A 16818-nucleotide genomic window follows, 5' to 3' on the forward strand; every position below is an offset into this window, starting at 1 on the left:
GACTCGTGTTTCAGGAAGATGACAAGATGGGAAAAGCCCTGCCAACCCGCCGTTCCGTCTGGATGGTAAACGCAGATCCCATCGAAGCTCGCAATAGCGATATCAGAAATCCGATTATTATAATTTCTCGCCGCGAGGTCCTGGATCTTTCCCGCATGCCGAGAATCAAATTAACAGCAGCTGCCGATCAAGGCGTAACCTGGGGGATATTGATGATGCGCGCCCGAACCGCGACAATAATGATTTCTTTGGCACTGCTTGCCGGCTGTGCACCGACGCAGCAGGACTATGATGCGACAGTCACGCTACTGCAAGGCAGCGCGAGAGCGAGAAACGAGTTCGTCAAAGTGTGCACAAAGGATTTCGATGCAAATGCGCGGCGCGCCGCGGGGATCGTGACAAACGTCTCCGACAATGACGCTCCGAGGATCGCCTGCCAGCGATATCTGACGGCCGCGATCTCCGGTCGCGCTACGTATCAGGATCTGCTCGACATCAAGGCTCACCGGTTTACGCCAAAACTCATCAAGATCTTCCAGGGCCGCTGATAGCCCCGAAGACGCTCTCTCGCTTCTCGATTTGGAACCGAGTGAACAAGATCGACGGGCCAAGCGGATTGGGGGCAAGCGGCGACCAGACGCTACGCCCCTTTTCGGCCGGCAATATTGCCCTGCCGATCGGGCGCGTTCATGATGACAACGATTCCATGTCCGACAAAGCGGGATGGCCGATGCGTCTCTTTCTCGTTCGCCACGGCGAATCCCTCGGCAACATCAACGAACAGGCCTACCGCCAATTCGGCGATCATAATGTGCCGCTGACTGAATGGGGCTATCGCCAGGCGGCTGAGGCAGGCGCTGTCATCGCTTCGTACCTCAAAGGGCTGCCGAGCCAGGGATTCCAGAAGCTGCATATCTGGTATTCGCCCTTTCTGCGCACGCGCCAGAGCAAGGATGCGCTGCTCGAAGCGCTGCCGGAAAACTTCGTCGGCGATGTCAGGGAAGATTATCTTCTGCGCGAGCAGGATTTCGGCCTCTTCACCGAAATCTACGACCGTGCCGAGCAGAAGCAGAAATTCCCCGAGGAGTTCGAAAAATGGGCGAGGCTGCGCAACAATAGCGGCAAGTTCTATGCGCGGCCGCCGGACGGCGAAAGCCGGGCGGACGTGGCGCAGCGGGTGCGTCTCTTCCTTCAGACCGTCATGCGCGAGGCCGAAAACGGCGACCACAACGTCGCGATCGTCGGCCACGGCGTCACCAACCGGGCGGTCGAAATGAATTTCCTGCACCACTCCGTCGACTGGTTCGAGCGCTCCGACAATCCTGGGAATTCCGACGTTACGCTGATCGAGGGAACGCGTTTGCAGGGCTACGACACGATACCGCTGCACCAGGCCGCCGACCGGCAGCCGGGACAGGAGAACAAGCTGCGCGATGCCTATGGCGCTGACGTGACGATGACGCCGAAGCGTGGTGGGTAAACCGCTCCCCACGAGGGACCCTTGTGGGGAGCGGTTTTGGGCGGGGTCTTCTACGCTTCATCTATTCAAGCAGCTCGCACCGCCGCCATCGGCTTCACATTCTGATTCATCCGGAACAAATTGTTCGGATCATAGCGCAGCTTGATTTCCGAAAGGCGCGCATAATTAGCACCGTAGGCCATTTCGACCCGGTCGGTCTCGTCCTCAGGCATGAAGTTGATGTAGGCAGTGCCCACAGCATGCGGCTTGGTTGCCTCGAAAAGTTCGCGCGCCCAGCCGATGCAGTTTCCGTCCATCTCGGTTTCCCGCCAGCGTGCATGGACATTCATGACGAAATGCGAACTGCGCTGTGGAAATGCCGTGGCTTCGGTCGGCACGCGGCCGGCGGCGCCGCCGACATGGCCGATGAATATTTCGCATTCCGGCCCTGGCAGCTTCCGCACGGCATTGATGAGAACCTCGATCGCCGCATCGGAAAGGGAGGCGAAATCCTGGCTCTTCCAATAGTTACGGGCGCCGGGCGTTAGAAGCGGGTCGAATGCCTGCTGCCAGCCGATGAACGGCATCGGGCCGACAATGTCGGCGATCGGCTTTCCGATCCCGCGCAACCTCGCCGCCGCCTTTTCGCCCGCCGCCATGTCCCCGCAATAGCACATAGCAAGCACGACGATTTCCTTGCCGTGCCAATCGGCCGGCAGGAACGGCAGCGGCGGCGCCTGGCGCATCACTACCCAGCAGGTCAGCTCGTCGGGTGCTGTTTCCAGCGCCTCGCGATATTCCCTGAGAACGTTTTCCGCATCGGCGAAGGGATGCACGACCAGTCCGGCGAAAACTTCGGGCTGGAGCGGGTTGAGCTGGAATTCGAAGGAGGTCACGACGCCGAAATTGCCGCCGCCGCCGCGCAGCGCCCAGAACAGGTCCGGCCGCTCCGTCTCGCTCGCCTTCACCAGTTCGCCGTTGGCTGTCACCACATCGACCGAAATCAGATTGTCGAGGGTCAGCCCGAATTTCCGCGTGAGCCAGCCGAAACCACCGCCGAGCGTCAGGCCGGCTATGCCGGTCGTGGAATTAATGCCGGTTGGCAGTACCAGTCCGAATGCCAGCGTTTCCTTGTCGACGTCGCCGAGCGTCGCGCCCGGCTCGATCCTGGCGCGGCGCGTCTCGGGATCGACCCGCACGGACTTCATCGGCGACAGATCAATGACGACACCACCTTCGCAGACCGCGTTGCCGGCAATGCCGTGCCCGCCGCCGCGCACTGAAACCAGCAGATTGTTATCGCGTGCAAGGCGCACTGCGCGCACAACATCAGCCGCCCCTGCGCAGCGCGCAATCAGACCCGGCCGGCGATCGATCATCGCATTCCAGATCGCCCGCGCCTCGCCGTAATTCATGTCTTTGCTGGTCAGGAGACTGCCGCGAAAACCGGCGGCAAACGCATCCATGGCCACGTCGTTGACCGTCGTCTGACCCCGTTGCAGGGTCGTGAGGTTCAAATTGTCCATGATTTCCTCCATGCGACCGGCGCCCCGCACCGTCGCGGGCCGCATCTTGCGCTCGCACGAGGCGTCAAACAAGTTTTCCAAAAGGATTAGTACCGGCGATTGCCAATGACATAGTAGGAAACGCCGTCTCGCGAAAACTTCTCCCATCCCTCATTTCCATACTGTCGCCTGTATCCGATTGATGTATGGAGGGAACTCCAGAAAAAGACGTGCACGGAGGCGGCAATGGATCACCAGGATAAATCCAAGACGGACAAGAACGCACCGGGCGGCGATCTCGACGAACAGGCGCTATTTTTCCACCGCTACCCCCGCCCCGGCAAGCTGGAGATCCAGGCGACCAAGCCGCTCGGCAACCAGCGCGACCTGGCGCTTGCCTATTCGCCGGGCGTTGCCGCTCCCTGCCTCGCCATCCGTGACAACCCTGAAATGGCGGCCGAATATACCTCGCGCGCCAATCTCGTCGCCGTCATTTCCAACGGCACCGCCGTGCTCGGACTCGGGAATATCGGCCCGCTCGCTTCCAAGCCTGTCATGGAGGGCAAGGCCGTGCTCTTCAAGAAATTCGCCGGCATCGACGTTTTCGACATCGAGATCGATGCGGCGAGCGTCGAGCAGATGGTTTCGACCGTCTCATCGCTGGAGCCGACCTTTGGCGGCATCAACCTGGAAGACATCAAGGCGCCGGAATGTTTCGAGGTCGAGCGGCGCCTGCGCGAGAAGATGAAGATCCCGGTCTTCCACGACGACCAGCACGGCACGGCGATCATTGTCGCCGCCGCTATCCTGAACGGGCTGGAACTCGCCGGCAAAGCCATCGAGAACGTCAAGATCGTTGCCTCGGGCGCGGGTGCTGCCGCCCTTGCCTGCCTCAATCTGCTGGTGACCCTCGGCGCCAAGCGCGAAAACATCTGGGTCCACGATATCGAAGGCCTCGTCTATGAGGGCCGCACCGAACTGATGGACGAATGGAAGTCCGTCTATGCCCAGAAGAGCGACACCCGCACGCTCGCCGAAAATATCGGCGGCGCTGATGTCTTCTTGGGTCTCTCGGCCGCCGGCGTCCTGAAACCGGAGCTGCTGGCGCAAATGGCCGACAAGCCGCTGATCATGGCGCTCGCCAATCCGACTCCGGAGATCATGCCGGATCTCGCCCGCGCCGCGCGTCCCGATGCGATGATCTGCACCGGCCGCTCGGACTTTGCCAACCAGGTTAACAACGTCCTCTGCTTCCCCTATATCTTCCGCGGCGCGCTCGATTGCGGCGCCGAGACGATCAACGAGGAAATGAAGATGGCGGCCGTGCGCGCCATCGCAGCGCTTGCCCGCGAAGAACCGTCCGATGTCGCCGCCCGCGCCTATTCCGGCGAGACTCCGGTCTTCGGCCCCGATTATCTGATCCCTTCCCCTTTCGATCCGCGCCTCATCCTGCGCATCGCGCCTGCAGTCGCCAAGGCCGCCGAACAGAGCGGCGTTGCGCGCCGGCCCATCCAGGATTTCGACGCCTATCTCGACCAGCTGAACCGTTTCGTCTTCCGCTCCGGCTTCGTCATGAAGCCGATCTTCACGGCAGCCAAGGCAGCCGAACACAAGCGCGTCATCTTCTCCGAAGGCGAGGACGAGCGTGTGCTGCGCGCCGCCCAGGTGCTGCTTGAGGAAGGCTTGGCAAAACCGATCCTGATCGGCCGCCCGCAGGTCATCGAGACGCGTCTCAAGCGCTACGGCCTGCGCATCCGCCCGTTGCAGGATTTCGAAGTCATCAATCCGGAAGACGATCCGCGCTTCCGCGAATATGTCGATCTCTATTTCTCGCTCGTCGGCCGGCGTGGTGTCATCCCCGAGGCCGCCCGCACCATCGTGCGCACCAACACGACCGTCATCGGCGCGCTGGCGCTGAGGCGCGGCGAGGCCGATGCGCTGATCTGCGGCCTCGAAGGCCGTTACGAGAAACACCTGCGCGACGTGCGCCAGATCATCGGCAAGCGCAAGGATGTCCGCGATTTCTCAGCCCTCAGCCTGATGATCTCACAGCGCGGCGCCACCTTCTTCACGGACACCTACGTCACCTTCAATCCGAGCGCCGAAGAGATCGCAGAGGCGACTGTCATGGCTGCCGAGGAAATCCGCCGCTTCGGCATCACCCCGCGCGCCGCCCTCGTCTCGCATTCCAACTTCGGCTCACGCGAATCCGAAAGCGCCACGAAAATGCGCAATGCCCTGCAGCTCGTGCGCGATGCTGCCCCGGATCTCGAAGTCGACGGCGAAATGCACGGCGAGAGCGCGATCACCGAAGCGCTGCGCAAGCGCGTCATGCCGCACACCACGCTGCACGACGAGGCAAACCTGCTCGTCTTCCCCAACCTCGACGCCGCCAACATCACGCTCGGTGTGGTCAAGTCGATGACCGACGGCCTGCATGTTGGCCCGATTCTGCTCGGCGCCGCCATGCCCGCGCACATCCTCGCGCCCTCTGTCACCTCGCGCGGCGTCGTCAACATGGCAGCGCTCGCCGTCGTCGAGGCATCGCAGCCGGCATAAGCCGGCATTGCGACCAGGAGATTCACGGATAACCAACACTCGCCGAGATATTTCGCAAGTGCTGGCATCCAGCCGCGTTTTACCTCGGCGTTACGTCGAAGCCGAACCACTTCTGCGATAGCTTGACGATCGTGCCGTCTGCCTTGGCTGCTGCGATCGCATCGTTGAACATAGCTTTGAGTTTCGTATCCTCCTTACGCAGACCAACTGAGCTGCCTCGGCCGAGCATGCCGCCCTGGAAACGAGGGCCAGTGACGATCAAATCCTCGTTGCCCGGCTTTGCCGCCGCTGTCGAAAGATATGCCATGGAGGCCATGACGAGGTCGACGCGACCGGCCTTAAGATCGAGATCGTGCTGTTCGGTCGTCTTGTACTCACGGACATCAACGACGCCCTTCAAATATTTGTCGAGGAAGGTCGCGGCGATCGATGCAGTCTGCACGCCGATTGTCTTACCCTTGAGCAACGGCTCGATCTGCTTCAGCGCGGCCACAGTGCCGGCCTCATCGGTGGCGAGCGAAAATACCTCGCCCTTCAAAGGCAGATTGGCAAGCGGGGAGTCTTTCAATGTCGCAAAGGTCTGACCCGTCGTGCCGTAGGAATCGCTGAAGGCAATGACCTCCTCGCGCTTGGCGGTTGCAGACATCCCCGAAATGATTGCGTCGAACTTTCCAGCGTTGAGAGCCGGGATCATGCCGTCAAAAGGCTGGATCACGGTCGTGCATTCGACCTTCATATGAGCGCAAAAATACTTGATCAGCTCGATTTCGTACCCGTCAAGGCTACCGTCTGCCTTGGTGAAGTTCCACGGCCGAAACGCTCCCTCGGTCGCAATCGTCACATGCGTCCAGTTCTTCTCCTCGGCGCGTGCCGCCGTCGAAACGGCTAAGCTGGCGACCATAGTGATCGCGGCCATGATTGCGGTCAGGTATTTCATACCGAGTTCCCCTTCTTGATTGAGCTTGATGAACTATTGATTGATGAACTGGCGGAAGCGCTCCGACTTCGAATTCGAGAAGACATCCTGAGGTTTGCCCTCTTCCTCGACCACGCCCTTGTGTAAAAAGACGACGCGGCTGGAAACGTCGCGCGCAAATCCCATCTCATGTGTGACGACCAGCATGGTGCGTCCTTCTTCCGCCAAGGCGCGCATGACGCGTAGGACCTCTCCTACAAGCTCCGGGTCGAGCGCCGATGTCGGTTCATCGAAGAGCATCACCTTTGGATGCATAGCGAGGGCGCGGGCAATGGCGGCGCGCTGCTGCTGACCGCCGGAAAGATGAGCGGGATAGAAATTGCGTTTATCGGCGATGCCGACTTTGGCCAGCAACGCTTCAGCTTCGTCGATGCATTCGGCGCGTGAACGCCGCTGAACATGGATCGGTGCCTCGATAAGGTTTTCGAGGACCGTCTTGTGAGACCAGAGATTGAAACTCTGGAACACCATTCCGAGCCGAGAGCGGATACGATCGACCTGCTTTCGATCCGCCGGGCGATGCACACCGCCGGCGTTGCGCTGCATCGAGATCGTTTCGCCGGCGACAGTCACTTCACCCGAATCCGGCGTTTCCAGCAGATTAATGCAACGCAGGAACGTCGATTTCCCGGAACCCGACGAGCCGACAATGGAAACGACATCGCCTTCCAGGGCATCAAGCGAGATGCCCCTGATGACCTGGAGAGGTCCGAAGCTCTTGTGCATGTCGCGCACGCTGAGTGCGATTGGTGTGGCCGTCATCGATGCTCTCCTGCAGGGGTCGCTATGGTGCTGCTCTCTCGGCTGACGGGAACGGGAGCGCACAAATGCGGGCTAAGTCTGTACTCGGCGAATTGAATGAGACGCGTCAGCAAGAAATTGAGGGCGAGGTAGATGGCCCCGGAGACAACGAAGACCTCGATTGCCCGGTAGGTCTCGGAGATGATCTTGGCGGCGACTCCGGTTACCTCCATCAGCGTAATGATCGAGGCAAGTGACGTCGCCTTGACCATCGATATCATCTCGTTGCCGTATCCGGGCAATGCCTGCCGGATTGCCAGCGGCAGGACGATCCGGCGAAACATGAGGAAGCGATGCATGCCGCAAGCGCGGGCAGCCTCAACTTGCCCGTGCGGTACCGAGAGCAGGCCGCCGCGAATGATCTCGCTGGCGTAGGCGGCTGTATTCAAGGTCAGCGCCAGCACCGCGCACCAGTAAGGATCGCGGAGAAACGGCCAGAAGGCGCTGTGCCGCACGGCTGGAAACTGGCCGAGACCGTAATAGATAAGAAATATCTGCACCAACAGGGGCGTGCCGCGGAAGATGAAGACATAGAGCCGCGCGAACCAATCGAGCGCGGCAACGCCGGAGAGGCGGGCAAGCGCCAGCAACAGGGCCAGAATGGCACCAAGGCAGATCGATGTCACGGCAAGCTCGATCGTCAGCGGAATTGCGGCGACCAGGCTCACAAATGTTTCGTTGAGAAACTGCCAATCCATCATCCGCTCCTCCCCACGCCGCGCGACAGGCGCCGCTCCGCCTGCTGGAGAAGGATGCTCGAAACTGTCGAGATCATCAGATAGATCGCGCCGGCCATCAGGTAGAAATCGAATGGCAGCCCGGTCGATCCAGCGCCGACCTGCGCCTGGCGCAGGAGTTCGGCAACACCGGTGATCGATACCAGTGCCGACTCCTTCAGGACGACCTGCCAGACATTACCGAGACCGGGAAGCGCGTGACGCAGGGTCAGCGGCGCAACGATCCGCCGCAGGCGAAGCCAGCGCGGCATGCCGCAGGCAATAGCCGCCTCGATCTCACCCGGATGGACCGCCCTGAATCCACCTCGCAGCACTTCCGTGAACTGAGCGCCGGAGGTGACGCCAACGGCGAGGGAGCCGGCAAGAAAGCCCGGAAAGCCGAGGAAACCTTCGGCGCCGAAAAGCCGGCCGACCGCCGTAACCACGGCGCTGCCGCCGAAATAGAAGAGGTAGATGACCAGCAGATCGGGAATGCCCCGCAGCACCGTCGTATAAGCATCGGCGGCCGCGCGAGCAAAACCGTTGCCGGCAATCTTGGCCCATGCCCCAAGCGTCCCGATACAGGCGCCGACGGCATAGCCGGCGACTGCAACAAGGATGGTCATCCACGCTCCGGCCAGAAGAGCATGGCCCCAGCCATCCGCACCGAAGCCGGCAAGCTCAAAAAAACCCGGCTGGCTCATGATGCTGCTCCGGAAGAGCATGTTTTTACAGCAACTGACATTGTCATAGCCTCTGCTGAGCATGATGCGCTGAAAAGGCGCTTAACGAGCGTCAAAGGTCGGTGTCAGGTCGATCTTGCTCCATTTTTCCGAGAGCTGCCTGATCGTGCCATCGTTGGCGGCTTGCCTGATTGCGTCATCAAATTTGGCCTTCAGATCGGTCTCGCCCTTGCGCATGCCGAGTGCGACTTCGGTAGCCAACATCGCGCCTTTCACCAGCGGGCCGGACATCATCAGATCGTCATTGCCGGGCTTGCCGAGCACGGAGGTTTCATAAACGCCGCTATCGAAACCTGCATCGATGCGCCCGGCCTTCAGATCGAGATCGCGCTCGCCGGAATTCTTGTAGGCGCGCACTGTTACGTCGGATCCGAAATAGGCGTTGATCAACTGCTCCTGGCTGGTCGACTGGACCACGCCGACCGTCTTGCCTTTGAGGGCTTCGCCGATTGCGGCCATCACCGGATCTGCCTTGGACTTGTCGTTCAAATTCAGCCGCTCGCCGGCCATCGGCAGAGGGGACACCGGCCCGTCCTTCAGAAGCAGGAAGCTCGCGACCCCGCTCGCGTAGGGCACGGTGAAATCGACCACCTGCTTCCGCTTCTCGTTAATGCCGAGAGTCATCACCAGATCGAATTTTCCAGCATTGAGGCTCGGGATCATCGCATTCCAATCGCCTGCGATGAGTTCGCAGTCGGCTTTGGCGCGTTTGCACAGGTCATTGATGAGGTCGACGTCGAAGCCGGCCAGCTTGCCGCTGGAATCCATGAGGTTCCAGGGCGGGAAAGCCCCTTCGATGCCGACCTTGACATGCGTCCAGTCCTTGGCGCCGGCAGCGAATGAAGTCAGGAAGGCAATGGCGCCGAACAAAACGGCAGGCAATTTTCTATTTTTCATTTTCTGTTCCCCTTTCGGCGGCCAAAGGCCACCTGTCAGTTCTGCTATGGCTGCGTCAGTCCTCCAGGGCCGCACGCAAAGCCGCATTGGCTTCCCTCAGTCCATGGATCAGGCGATTTCTCGTCTGGCGCGCATGAACAGCGTAGAAAGGTATGTCCGGCGATCCGACGGGCTGCGCGGCCAGCGCCCGCAGCCCCTCAAGTGACGGCCAGGCGGGGTGCGGGAGGGCGGAATCATGGTGAAAGCGCTCGCCGCTCGTATAATTCAGCGGCACGAGATGGCGGCCGGCGCGCATCAGCGATGCGTTGACGCGCGCCGTCTTTGCAGAAGACGGGTCCTTCATCTCCATGACCGCCTTCGCGCTGATGCCCAACTCGTCAATTGCTTTTGCGAGGGCCGAGATGTCGATACGACCGGAAAGCTCAGCATGCAGTCGCGCAACCTCGTGGCTGAGAGCGTGTGCGTAGACGGAATAGTCAAGTGGCAGGACGGGCGAGGTCAGCAGGCGCCAAAGTGTTTCCAGCACGATTCGCGTATCCCGGCTCAGATTGTCGGGATCGATGTGCTCTGCCGTGTCGTGCGGCGTGTGCCACCACCAACCGAGCGCCGTCAGCGTCTTGACGGGGCCTGGCGGCTGATGACTGAGGCTGCCGAACATCGAGGGGATGCCGACACCCCAGAATGAATGATCCGCCGCTCTGCCATGCCGCCTGCCCGCATGCCTTTGTCCGGTGACGTCCTCGATCACCTCAAGAGCCAGCGGCTTCAACTCGTCGATGACACCGGAATTGGTGAGGACGGTTGCGCCCTCGCCGCCCGTGGAGTCGACATTGACATGCACGGCGCAGCGGCAATCGAGCTCGTCGAAAAATTCATCCGCATACCAGGCCGAGCCGGAATAGCGACCGTGCGAATGGCCTGACCAGAAGCAGATGCGCAGGCCGCGTCGCCAATCACCCGCATGAAGGGCAAGCAAGCGTGCCGCCTCAAGCATGGACGCGTTCGCGCCGCCATTGTCCATGACGCCGAAGTGCCAGGTGTCATGATGGCCCGAAAACAGTACGAACGGTTTGTCCTCGCCTGCCGGCTGAAGCTCTGCAACAAGCAGCGGCGTCCGGCGCCAGCCGGTGTCGACCTCTGCAGTGAGCGTCGCACGGACCTTCTGGCCGCGCGCGAGCCTGTCGCGCAGGCGCACTCCATCTTCCCGCGCGATGGTGCAGATCACTGTTGTCGGCAGATGGGCGCGCGTGTGTTGCGACGGACTGCCCCAGACCGGCGACACGCACATTTCGTAGAGATGCTCATTCGGGCTGACATGGATTTCGCCGAGGGCGCCGGCCGCGCTCGCCAACGCGGCGACTTCCTCCGTCGCAATCCCGTCGACCAGGACGATCTTGCCGGCCAAGTCCTTGCCGACGAAATCGGCTTCCTTGCCGTCGCCGACATATTCAAGGTCTCCGCTGATGCCCGCTGCAGCCGTCGAAACCGACATCGAATGGGTAATGCAACGGAGGTCTTCGCCTTCGACCCCGACCTTCGCCGGGCCGGGCAGGCTGATGAATGCATCATGTGACAGCAGCTGCGTTCCGTATCCGTAGCTCTCCATCTGCGCCTGAAGATAATGAAAGCTCTCGAGCTCCTCCGGCGCTCCGGACAATTTCACCCGACGGGCAAACTCGCGGATATGCGCCATCAGGCGTTCACGGTCGGGCAGCAGGTCGGGGTTAGGCATCAGCCTTCTCCGGCAATGGCGGCTTAACGTCATCAGGTATCGGATTGACAAAAGGCGTACGCTCCAGACGCGCCCTGTGATCGGCCTTGGCAGCTTCGATCAATGCGGGGTTACCGATGAGATCGGCGGCCGTGCTCGCCATTACCTTGGCGGCGTGTTCGGTTCCCTTGTGGGCAGCCGGCAGTTTCCCTTGCGCAACCAGTTGCCAGGAGTGTCCGGGCGTACCGACAGCGTAGGTAGCCCCTCGCATCTGCACGGTCGGCACCACCCAGCTGACCGTCCCGACATCGGTGGAGCCGACCAGAGTGCCGTCACCGGCATTCAACGGAAAAATCTCCTCACAGAGCGGCTGGTCGTCGTTCGGTTTCAGCCCGAAACGACCATAGGACGCGGCGATATCCTCTGCGTTGAAGGTCTGCTGGAACTTGCGGGCCGTTTCTCGGTCGGCATCATCAAACACTGGTGGGCCAAGCCGCTGCAGATGGGCGAACATGCACTCCTCGAGTGGTGTATTGCCAACGAGATTGGCATCCCCGCTGACAATTTCACTCCGGACCGTCGTCTCGGTCATCAGGGCAGCACCTTCGGCAACTTTCTTGACGCGGGCAACCAGAGACAGGAGTTCCGGCAAGGTCCGAGCACGGACGAGATAGCGTACCGTCGCGCGTTCCTGCACGACGTTAGGCGCTCCACCGCCCGCGTCAGTGATGGCATAGTGGATACGCGCAGTGGAAGGCATGTGCTCGCGCATATAATTGACGCCTACATTCATCAGTTCCACTGCATCGAGAGCGCTGCGGCCGAGATGCGGCGTCGCGGAAGCATGCGACGCCCGCCCCGAAAAATGGAAGTTGATCTCATTGCAGGCGAGCGAGATGGGATTGTTGACCCCGGCAAAGGCTGCCGGATGCCAGGAGATCGCGATATCCACGTCGTCGAAAACGCCGGCGCGCACCATGAAACCCTTCGAAGAGCCGCCTTCCTCCGCGGGGCAGCCATAATAGCGCACCCTTCCCGTCAAGCCGCTTTCGGCAAGGAAATCCTTGACCGCAGCGGCAGCGAGCATGGATCCGGCGCCCAGCATATTATGGCCGCAGCCGTGACCATTGCCCCCGTCGACCAAGGGCCGCTGCTCGGCAATACCGGCCTCCTGGCTCAATCCCGGCAGCGCATCGAACTCGCCAAGGATTGCGATGACCGGGCCACCCTCGCCCGCCTCTCCCATAACCGCCGTCGGCAACCCGGCAATGCCGCGCTCGACACGAAAGCCCTCTCTCTCCAGCATGCGGGCGTGCTCTTCGGCAGATTGATGTTCGAGGTAATTGGTCTCTGGAATATCCCAGATGCGGTCACTCAACTCGAAGAACGCCGCGCGCTTTCTCTCGACGATTTCCCAGACCGCATCGGAGTTCTGCATGGATTTACAACCCGCCTCATATAATGGTAATCAAATTGGCGCCAATTTTATGCTCCAATTAAATCGGGCACGCAAGTCATGAGCTGGAATATTTTTCGACGCTGTCAATCGGCCTCGTTGTTGGCCGGGGGAGAGCTATGATAGTCATCGCCGAAATCGGGCTGGGGAGAATTGCATGAATTCGCTGGAAAGCGGAGCGACGGCGCAAGCACAAGAGCCGCAAACCTCCGATGTGACCGAACTGATTCTCCAGGATATCCTTGCCGGCCGTCTCCCGCCCGGAACCTGGCTGAAGCAGATCGATCTCGAAAGGCGGTATAACTGTACGCGACCCGAGGTCCGCAGAGCTCTCGACAGATTGGTGCAGAAGCGACTGGTGGAGCATGTCCCCAATCGTGGTTACCACGTCCATGAGCAAGACGGGCGCCGTGCCCGGGAGGTCAGCGACATTCGCGTCATCCTCGAAGTCGCCGTCAGCGACCGCATCGTCGCGAATGCGAGCGAGGCAGATATTGCGAAGTTGCGGGTTCTGGCTTCACGCTTCGACGATCTGGTGCTGAACGGCACCACGCTCGAACTTTACGAAGCCAATCTCGCCTTCCACCGCCATCTGCTTGCTCTCGCCGGCAACCAGGAACTCGTGGAGCTGATCACGGAAATTCGCCAGCGGACATCCTCCGCGCCGGTGTCGCAGTGGCGAACGCGCGCCCGCATCGAGCAATCCGGCCGCGAACATCAGCAGATGGTCGATGCGATAGAGCGACGCGATACCGATGGTCTGATGGAGCTGACGCGCAGGCACATTCTTCAAGCCTGATCGGCCTCGATGACGCCGTTAGCTGATGCTGAAACTTGGACATAACCGGAAATGGCTGAAGGGTGCATTTATGCCATCTCTGGCGGCGGCCTCGCGCCCTGATGCAATGGCGCCGCGTGGAGTTTTGACGCCGTGCCATCCCAGGCATCCGCAGCCAGTGGATATCCCCATATCACGTGCCCCGTATCGACAGCCGTCCTCCATCCGCAAGCTCATCCGCGCGTTCGTTGCCTGATATGCCGGAATGGCCCTTGCACCAGGCAATGGTTACGAGGGCGTTCCGGGATAGCTGAAGATCGACCGCTTTCCAGAGTTCCGCATTAGCGATCGCCCGGCTGCGGGCGTTCCCATTCGGATTGTTTTTCTTCCAGCCGTTATTCTTCCAAATGTGCCGCCTGTCGTTGCAGCCTTTGACGGCATAGATCGAATCCGACCAGATGGTCGCGGCTTCGCCCGTTGCTTCGCTATTGATCCACATGACTGCCTGCAAGACGGCGGTCAATTCCATCGAATTATTGGCGGAATCACGCACACCGCCGAAGCTGGACGCGATTTCCACAGAATCGCGATAGGCGACAAAGGCCCAGCCTCCGTGCCCGGAACCGGGGTCATAACAACCATCCACGAAGACGTGGAGACCGTGGTGGGCTGTCGGGGCCGTCGTTATAGGGGAGCTTAGCTCCTTGCAAATGCCTGCCATTTTCGCCTTCGCTGCGCCCCCGTCCTGGCCTGCGCGATTTGCGACGGCCACCCGAAGCCGACATTGGAATTGCACGTTCCCTCGTGTCAACTATTGACGACGGTGGCACCGGAAGCGCCGACTGGCGATGGGAAACTGTGAGGGGCAGCGCCATGAACAATCCGTCCTGCAGGCCGGCCCCGCCCATGTTACGCCACTGAGCCATGCCTGGTATCGGTTTGCTTTCTGCGGGACGTCCCATGAGCTTCTCATACCAGATGAGCGCCTCGTCGAAGTTCTACTTACCTAACGGAAGATTACCCACATCTTCTGGCTAAAATCTCGAAAATGCGCTAGGAATTGATCCAAGCTTATTAAGAGAAACACGTTAAGAGACAAGGTACGGCGGATGGACGCCACCTTTGACCGATCGACACTTTCTCATTCCCGGACGACGCCGTGAAACGCCGAAATCTGTCTCTTGCTCTTATGCTTGCGCTGGCATCACCGGCCGCCGCACAGACCAGCGCTATTTGCAACGACTTGCGCGGTCGCCTTGCCGACCTGCCACGATCGATCGGTAGCAATAACGGGCCGGAAGCGCGCCAATATGCAAATGCCATGGCCGAGCAGAACCTCGAGCTGCGCAAGGTCCGCAACGATCTGCGCAATAATGGATGCACTTCTGGCAGCATGGTCGTGATTGGCAGTGACAACGCCGGTTTTTGCGCCGAACTCTCTGACGCCGAAGCCCGGATGATCGACAATATCCGTTATCTCCAGGAGCGCCGCGACGAGCTGCGCAACCAGGGCGACGGCACTGACGACGCGCGCCGAGAATTGACGGCGGCACTCGAACGCAACGGCTGCAACAGCGACAATTTCTATGCCCCGACCGAGCGTAGCGCAGACGACCCCGCCCCGAGTGCCGAGGAACAGGCAATGCGCACCGATACCTTCATTCCGCTCGGCGGCGGTGAAGAGACCGATCTGCGTTACGGCCTGCCGAGGGCCGAAATGTTTTCACCGATCAGCACCATCTGCGTGCGCAGCTGCGACGGTGGCTTCTTCCCGATCAGCTCAAATACCACTTCGGTGGATTTCGGCCGCGATGCCCAGACCTGCGCCAAGATGTGCCCCGGCATTGAAACCGAGCTCTTCTATCGCGACGTGACCAGCACCGACTCCTCGAACATGATCTCGGTCGCAACGGGCGCGCCCTATAGCGCCATGAAGAACGCTTTTGTCTACAAGAACCGCGCGCCTGGCGAGAAAAATTCCTGCGCCTGCAATCTCACCGCCTATTACGAGGAGATGCGCGACAAGCAGGCCCTGAGCGAACCGCCGCAGCAGGGCTCGATCACGACGGTCCGCACTAAACCGCCGACGAAAGATACTGCGGCAGCATCAGCCCCGCCGCAGCCATCCGTTCCCGAACGTCCCTACGACCCCACGCAGAACAAGGTTCGTCAGGTCGGCCCGCAATTCCTTGCCGGCGACCAGGGCTCGATCGACCTTGCCAATCCGGCGACGCCGGGCCCGCAACCACAGCAGCAGTAATTGCTACGGGTCGTTGCGTCCCCATCCGTCGTGGAAAACAAGTTCCTCGAGCGGCAGCCGCTGCCGCCAACCTTTGACCGAAAGTTCCGGTTCGTCATAAAGGCGGTCGACAAAGCCGGCGCAGAGCCAGGCGACCACCTCGATATGCTCCGGTATGCCGAGAATTGTTTTCAGGTCGCCTTCACGAAAGATGCTGACCCAGCCGATGCCGACCCCTTCGGCGCGGGCGGCAAGCCAGAGATTCTGGATAGCGCAAACGGTCGAATAGGAATCCATCCGCGGATTGTGCGTCCGCCCCAGCACGACGCTGCCGCCGCGGGTGGGATCGCATGTCACGCATATGCCGAGCGGCGCCTCGACGATGCCTTCCAGCTTCAGGGAGCGATAGGTCTGCCGGCGTTCGCCCTCGAACATCAGTGCCGCCTCCTCATTCGCATTCGCAAAGGCATCCCTTACGCGTGCTCGCACGGCTTCGCTTTTCACCAGGACGAAATTCCACGGCTGCATGAAGCCGACCGAAGGCGCATGATGGGCGGCAGTCAAGAGCCGTGCCACGACATCGTCGGGCAAGGGATCGGGCAGGAACTGGCTGCGCACGTCACGCCGCGTCATGATCGCGTGATACACGGCTTCGCGCTCGGCCGGCGAAAAACCGGATGCCGCCGAAAGGGCATCCGCATCAAAGGGTCGCATCGTCAAATCCCCAACAACGCAACCGCCCGCCGTCCGCGCGGGTTGGGTCTATCTCGCCAGGCCGGTCTTCTGACTTGGCTTCATCCATCTGCCGCAGCCTTCCCGGCAAAGCCAGTGGCGTGATGAAGCGGTAGACGTCGGCCTTACAGCGTTGGGCACGTTCCGGCCTTGCACCGGATTCCCGATTCTCCCGCCTCGAGGGCGGGCACCTGACGGCGCATCTATTTCAGGAAACGGGTGCTCTGACAAGTGAGGCGGAACGGA

At 60.8% G+C, this 16818-nt stretch carries 15 protein-coding genes and 1 riboswitch; of the genes, 5 read left to right on the forward strand and 10 right to left on the reverse strand.

What is annotated here, in order from left to right; genetic code table 11:
- Positions 1–215 precede the first annotated feature (215 nt).
- Positions 216–548, forward strand: a complete 333-nt coding sequence (locus PH551_RS16690) for a hypothetical protein (RefSeq protein WP_285193856.1) — start codon at positions 216–218, stop codon at positions 546–548.
- 182 nt (positions 549–730) lie between these two features.
- Entirely contained in the window at positions 731–1480 is a 750-nt protein-coding gene (locus PH551_RS16695) for a histidine phosphatase family protein (protein WP_285193857.1), read from the forward strand.
- Positions 1481–1545: 65 nt separating this feature from the next.
- On the opposite strand, the gene PH551_RS16700 is transcribed toward PH551_RS16695, so the two are convergent.
- Positions 1546–2985: an FAD-binding oxidoreductase gene (locus PH551_RS16700; RefSeq protein ID WP_285193824.1), complete on the reverse strand. Its 1440-nt coding sequence runs from the start codon at positions 2983–2985 to the stop codon at positions 1546–1548.
- Positions 2986–3210: 225 nt separating this feature from the next.
- Between PH551_RS16700 and PH551_RS16705 the strand changes: the two genes are divergently transcribed.
- A complete protein-coding gene (locus tag PH551_RS16705) occupies positions 3211–5523 on the forward strand; it encodes an NADP-dependent malic enzyme (RefSeq protein WP_097599202.1) in 2313 nt (770 codons plus the stop codon).
- Positions 5524–5602: 79 nt separating this feature from the next.
- Here the strand turns inward: PH551_RS16705 and PH551_RS16710 are convergent, their stop codons facing one another.
- The 7 genes from PH551_RS16710 to PH551_RS16740 form a co-directional block, all read right to left on the reverse strand.
- The gene (locus PH551_RS16710) at positions 5603–6460 is read right to left on the reverse strand and encodes a transporter substrate-binding domain-containing protein (protein ID WP_285193825.1); all 858 of its coding nucleotides are present in this window, start codon (positions 6458–6460) and stop codon (positions 5603–5605) included.
- Positions 6461–6493: 33 nt separating this feature from the next.
- Entirely contained in the window at positions 6494–7261 is a 768-nt protein-coding gene (locus tag PH551_RS16715; protein ID WP_285193826.1) for an ABC transporter ATP-binding protein, read from the reverse strand.
- Complete coding sequence (locus PH551_RS16720) at positions 7258–7998, reverse strand: ABC transporter permease (RefSeq protein WP_285193827.1); 741 nt, start codon at positions 7996–7998, stop codon at positions 7258–7260. Before PH551_RS16720 ends, PH551_RS16715 begins: the two co-directional genes overlap by 4 nt.
- Complete coding sequence (locus PH551_RS16725) at positions 7998–8720, reverse strand: ABC transporter permease (protein WP_285193828.1); 723 nt, start codon at positions 8718–8720, stop codon at positions 7998–8000. The genes PH551_RS16720 and PH551_RS16725 overlap by 1 nt, the downstream gene beginning before the upstream one ends.
- An 81-nt stretch (positions 8721–8801) precedes the next feature.
- A complete protein-coding gene (locus PH551_RS16730) occupies positions 8802–9656 on the reverse strand; it encodes a transporter substrate-binding domain-containing protein (RefSeq protein ID WP_285193829.1) in 855 nt (284 codons plus the stop codon).
- A 55-nt stretch (positions 9657–9711) separates the two neighbouring features.
- Positions 9712–11388 (reverse strand): M28 family peptidase, encoded by a 1677-nt coding sequence (locus PH551_RS16735; protein WP_285193830.1) that lies wholly within the window; start codon positions 11386–11388, stop codon positions 9712–9714.
- Positions 11381–12805: a M20 family metallopeptidase gene (locus PH551_RS16740; RefSeq protein ID WP_285193831.1), complete on the reverse strand. Its 1425-nt coding sequence runs from the start codon at positions 12803–12805 to the stop codon at positions 11381–11383. Before PH551_RS16740 ends, PH551_RS16735 begins: the two co-directional genes overlap by 8 nt.
- A 175-nt stretch (positions 12806–12980) precedes the next feature.
- On the opposite strand from PH551_RS16740, the gene PH551_RS16745 reads away from it, so the two are divergent.
- Positions 12981–13622 carry a GntR family transcriptional regulator gene (locus PH551_RS16745; protein ID WP_085778371.1) on the forward strand — a complete coding sequence of 214 codons (642 nt, stop codon included), beginning with the start codon at positions 12981–12983 and terminating at the stop codon, positions 13620–13622.
- Positions 13623–13794: 172 nt separating this feature from the next.
- Here the strand turns inward: PH551_RS16745 and PH551_RS16750 are convergent, their stop codons facing one another.
- Complete coding sequence (locus tag PH551_RS16750) at positions 13795–14322, reverse strand: ribonuclease H family protein (RefSeq protein ID WP_285193833.1); 528 nt, start codon at positions 14320–14322, stop codon at positions 13795–13797.
- A 438-nt stretch (positions 14323–14760) separates the two neighbouring features.
- On the opposite strand from PH551_RS16750, the gene PH551_RS16755 reads away from it, so the two are divergent.
- Positions 14761–15861, forward strand: a complete 1101-nt coding sequence (locus tag PH551_RS16755; RefSeq protein ID WP_285193834.1) for a DUF2865 domain-containing protein — start codon at positions 14761–14763, stop codon at positions 15859–15861.
- Positions 15862–15864: 3 nt separating this feature from the next.
- Here PH551_RS16755 and bluB read toward each other — a convergent pair whose 3' ends face one another.
- Positions 15865–16554, reverse strand: coding sequence for a 5,6-dimethylbenzimidazole synthase (gene bluB / locus PH551_RS16760; RefSeq protein WP_285193835.1), 690 nt, complete (start codon positions 16552–16554; stop codon positions 15865–15867).
- 42 nt (positions 16555–16596) lie between these two features.
- A riboswitch (cobalamin riboswitch) is annotated at positions 16597–16782 on the reverse strand.
- Positions 16783–16818: the final 36 nt, after the last annotated feature.

It is taken from the genome of Rhizobium atlanticum, from assembly GCF_030182485.1.
Classification (GTDB): domain Bacteria; phylum Pseudomonadota; class Alphaproteobacteria; order Rhizobiales; family Rhizobiaceae; genus Rhizobium.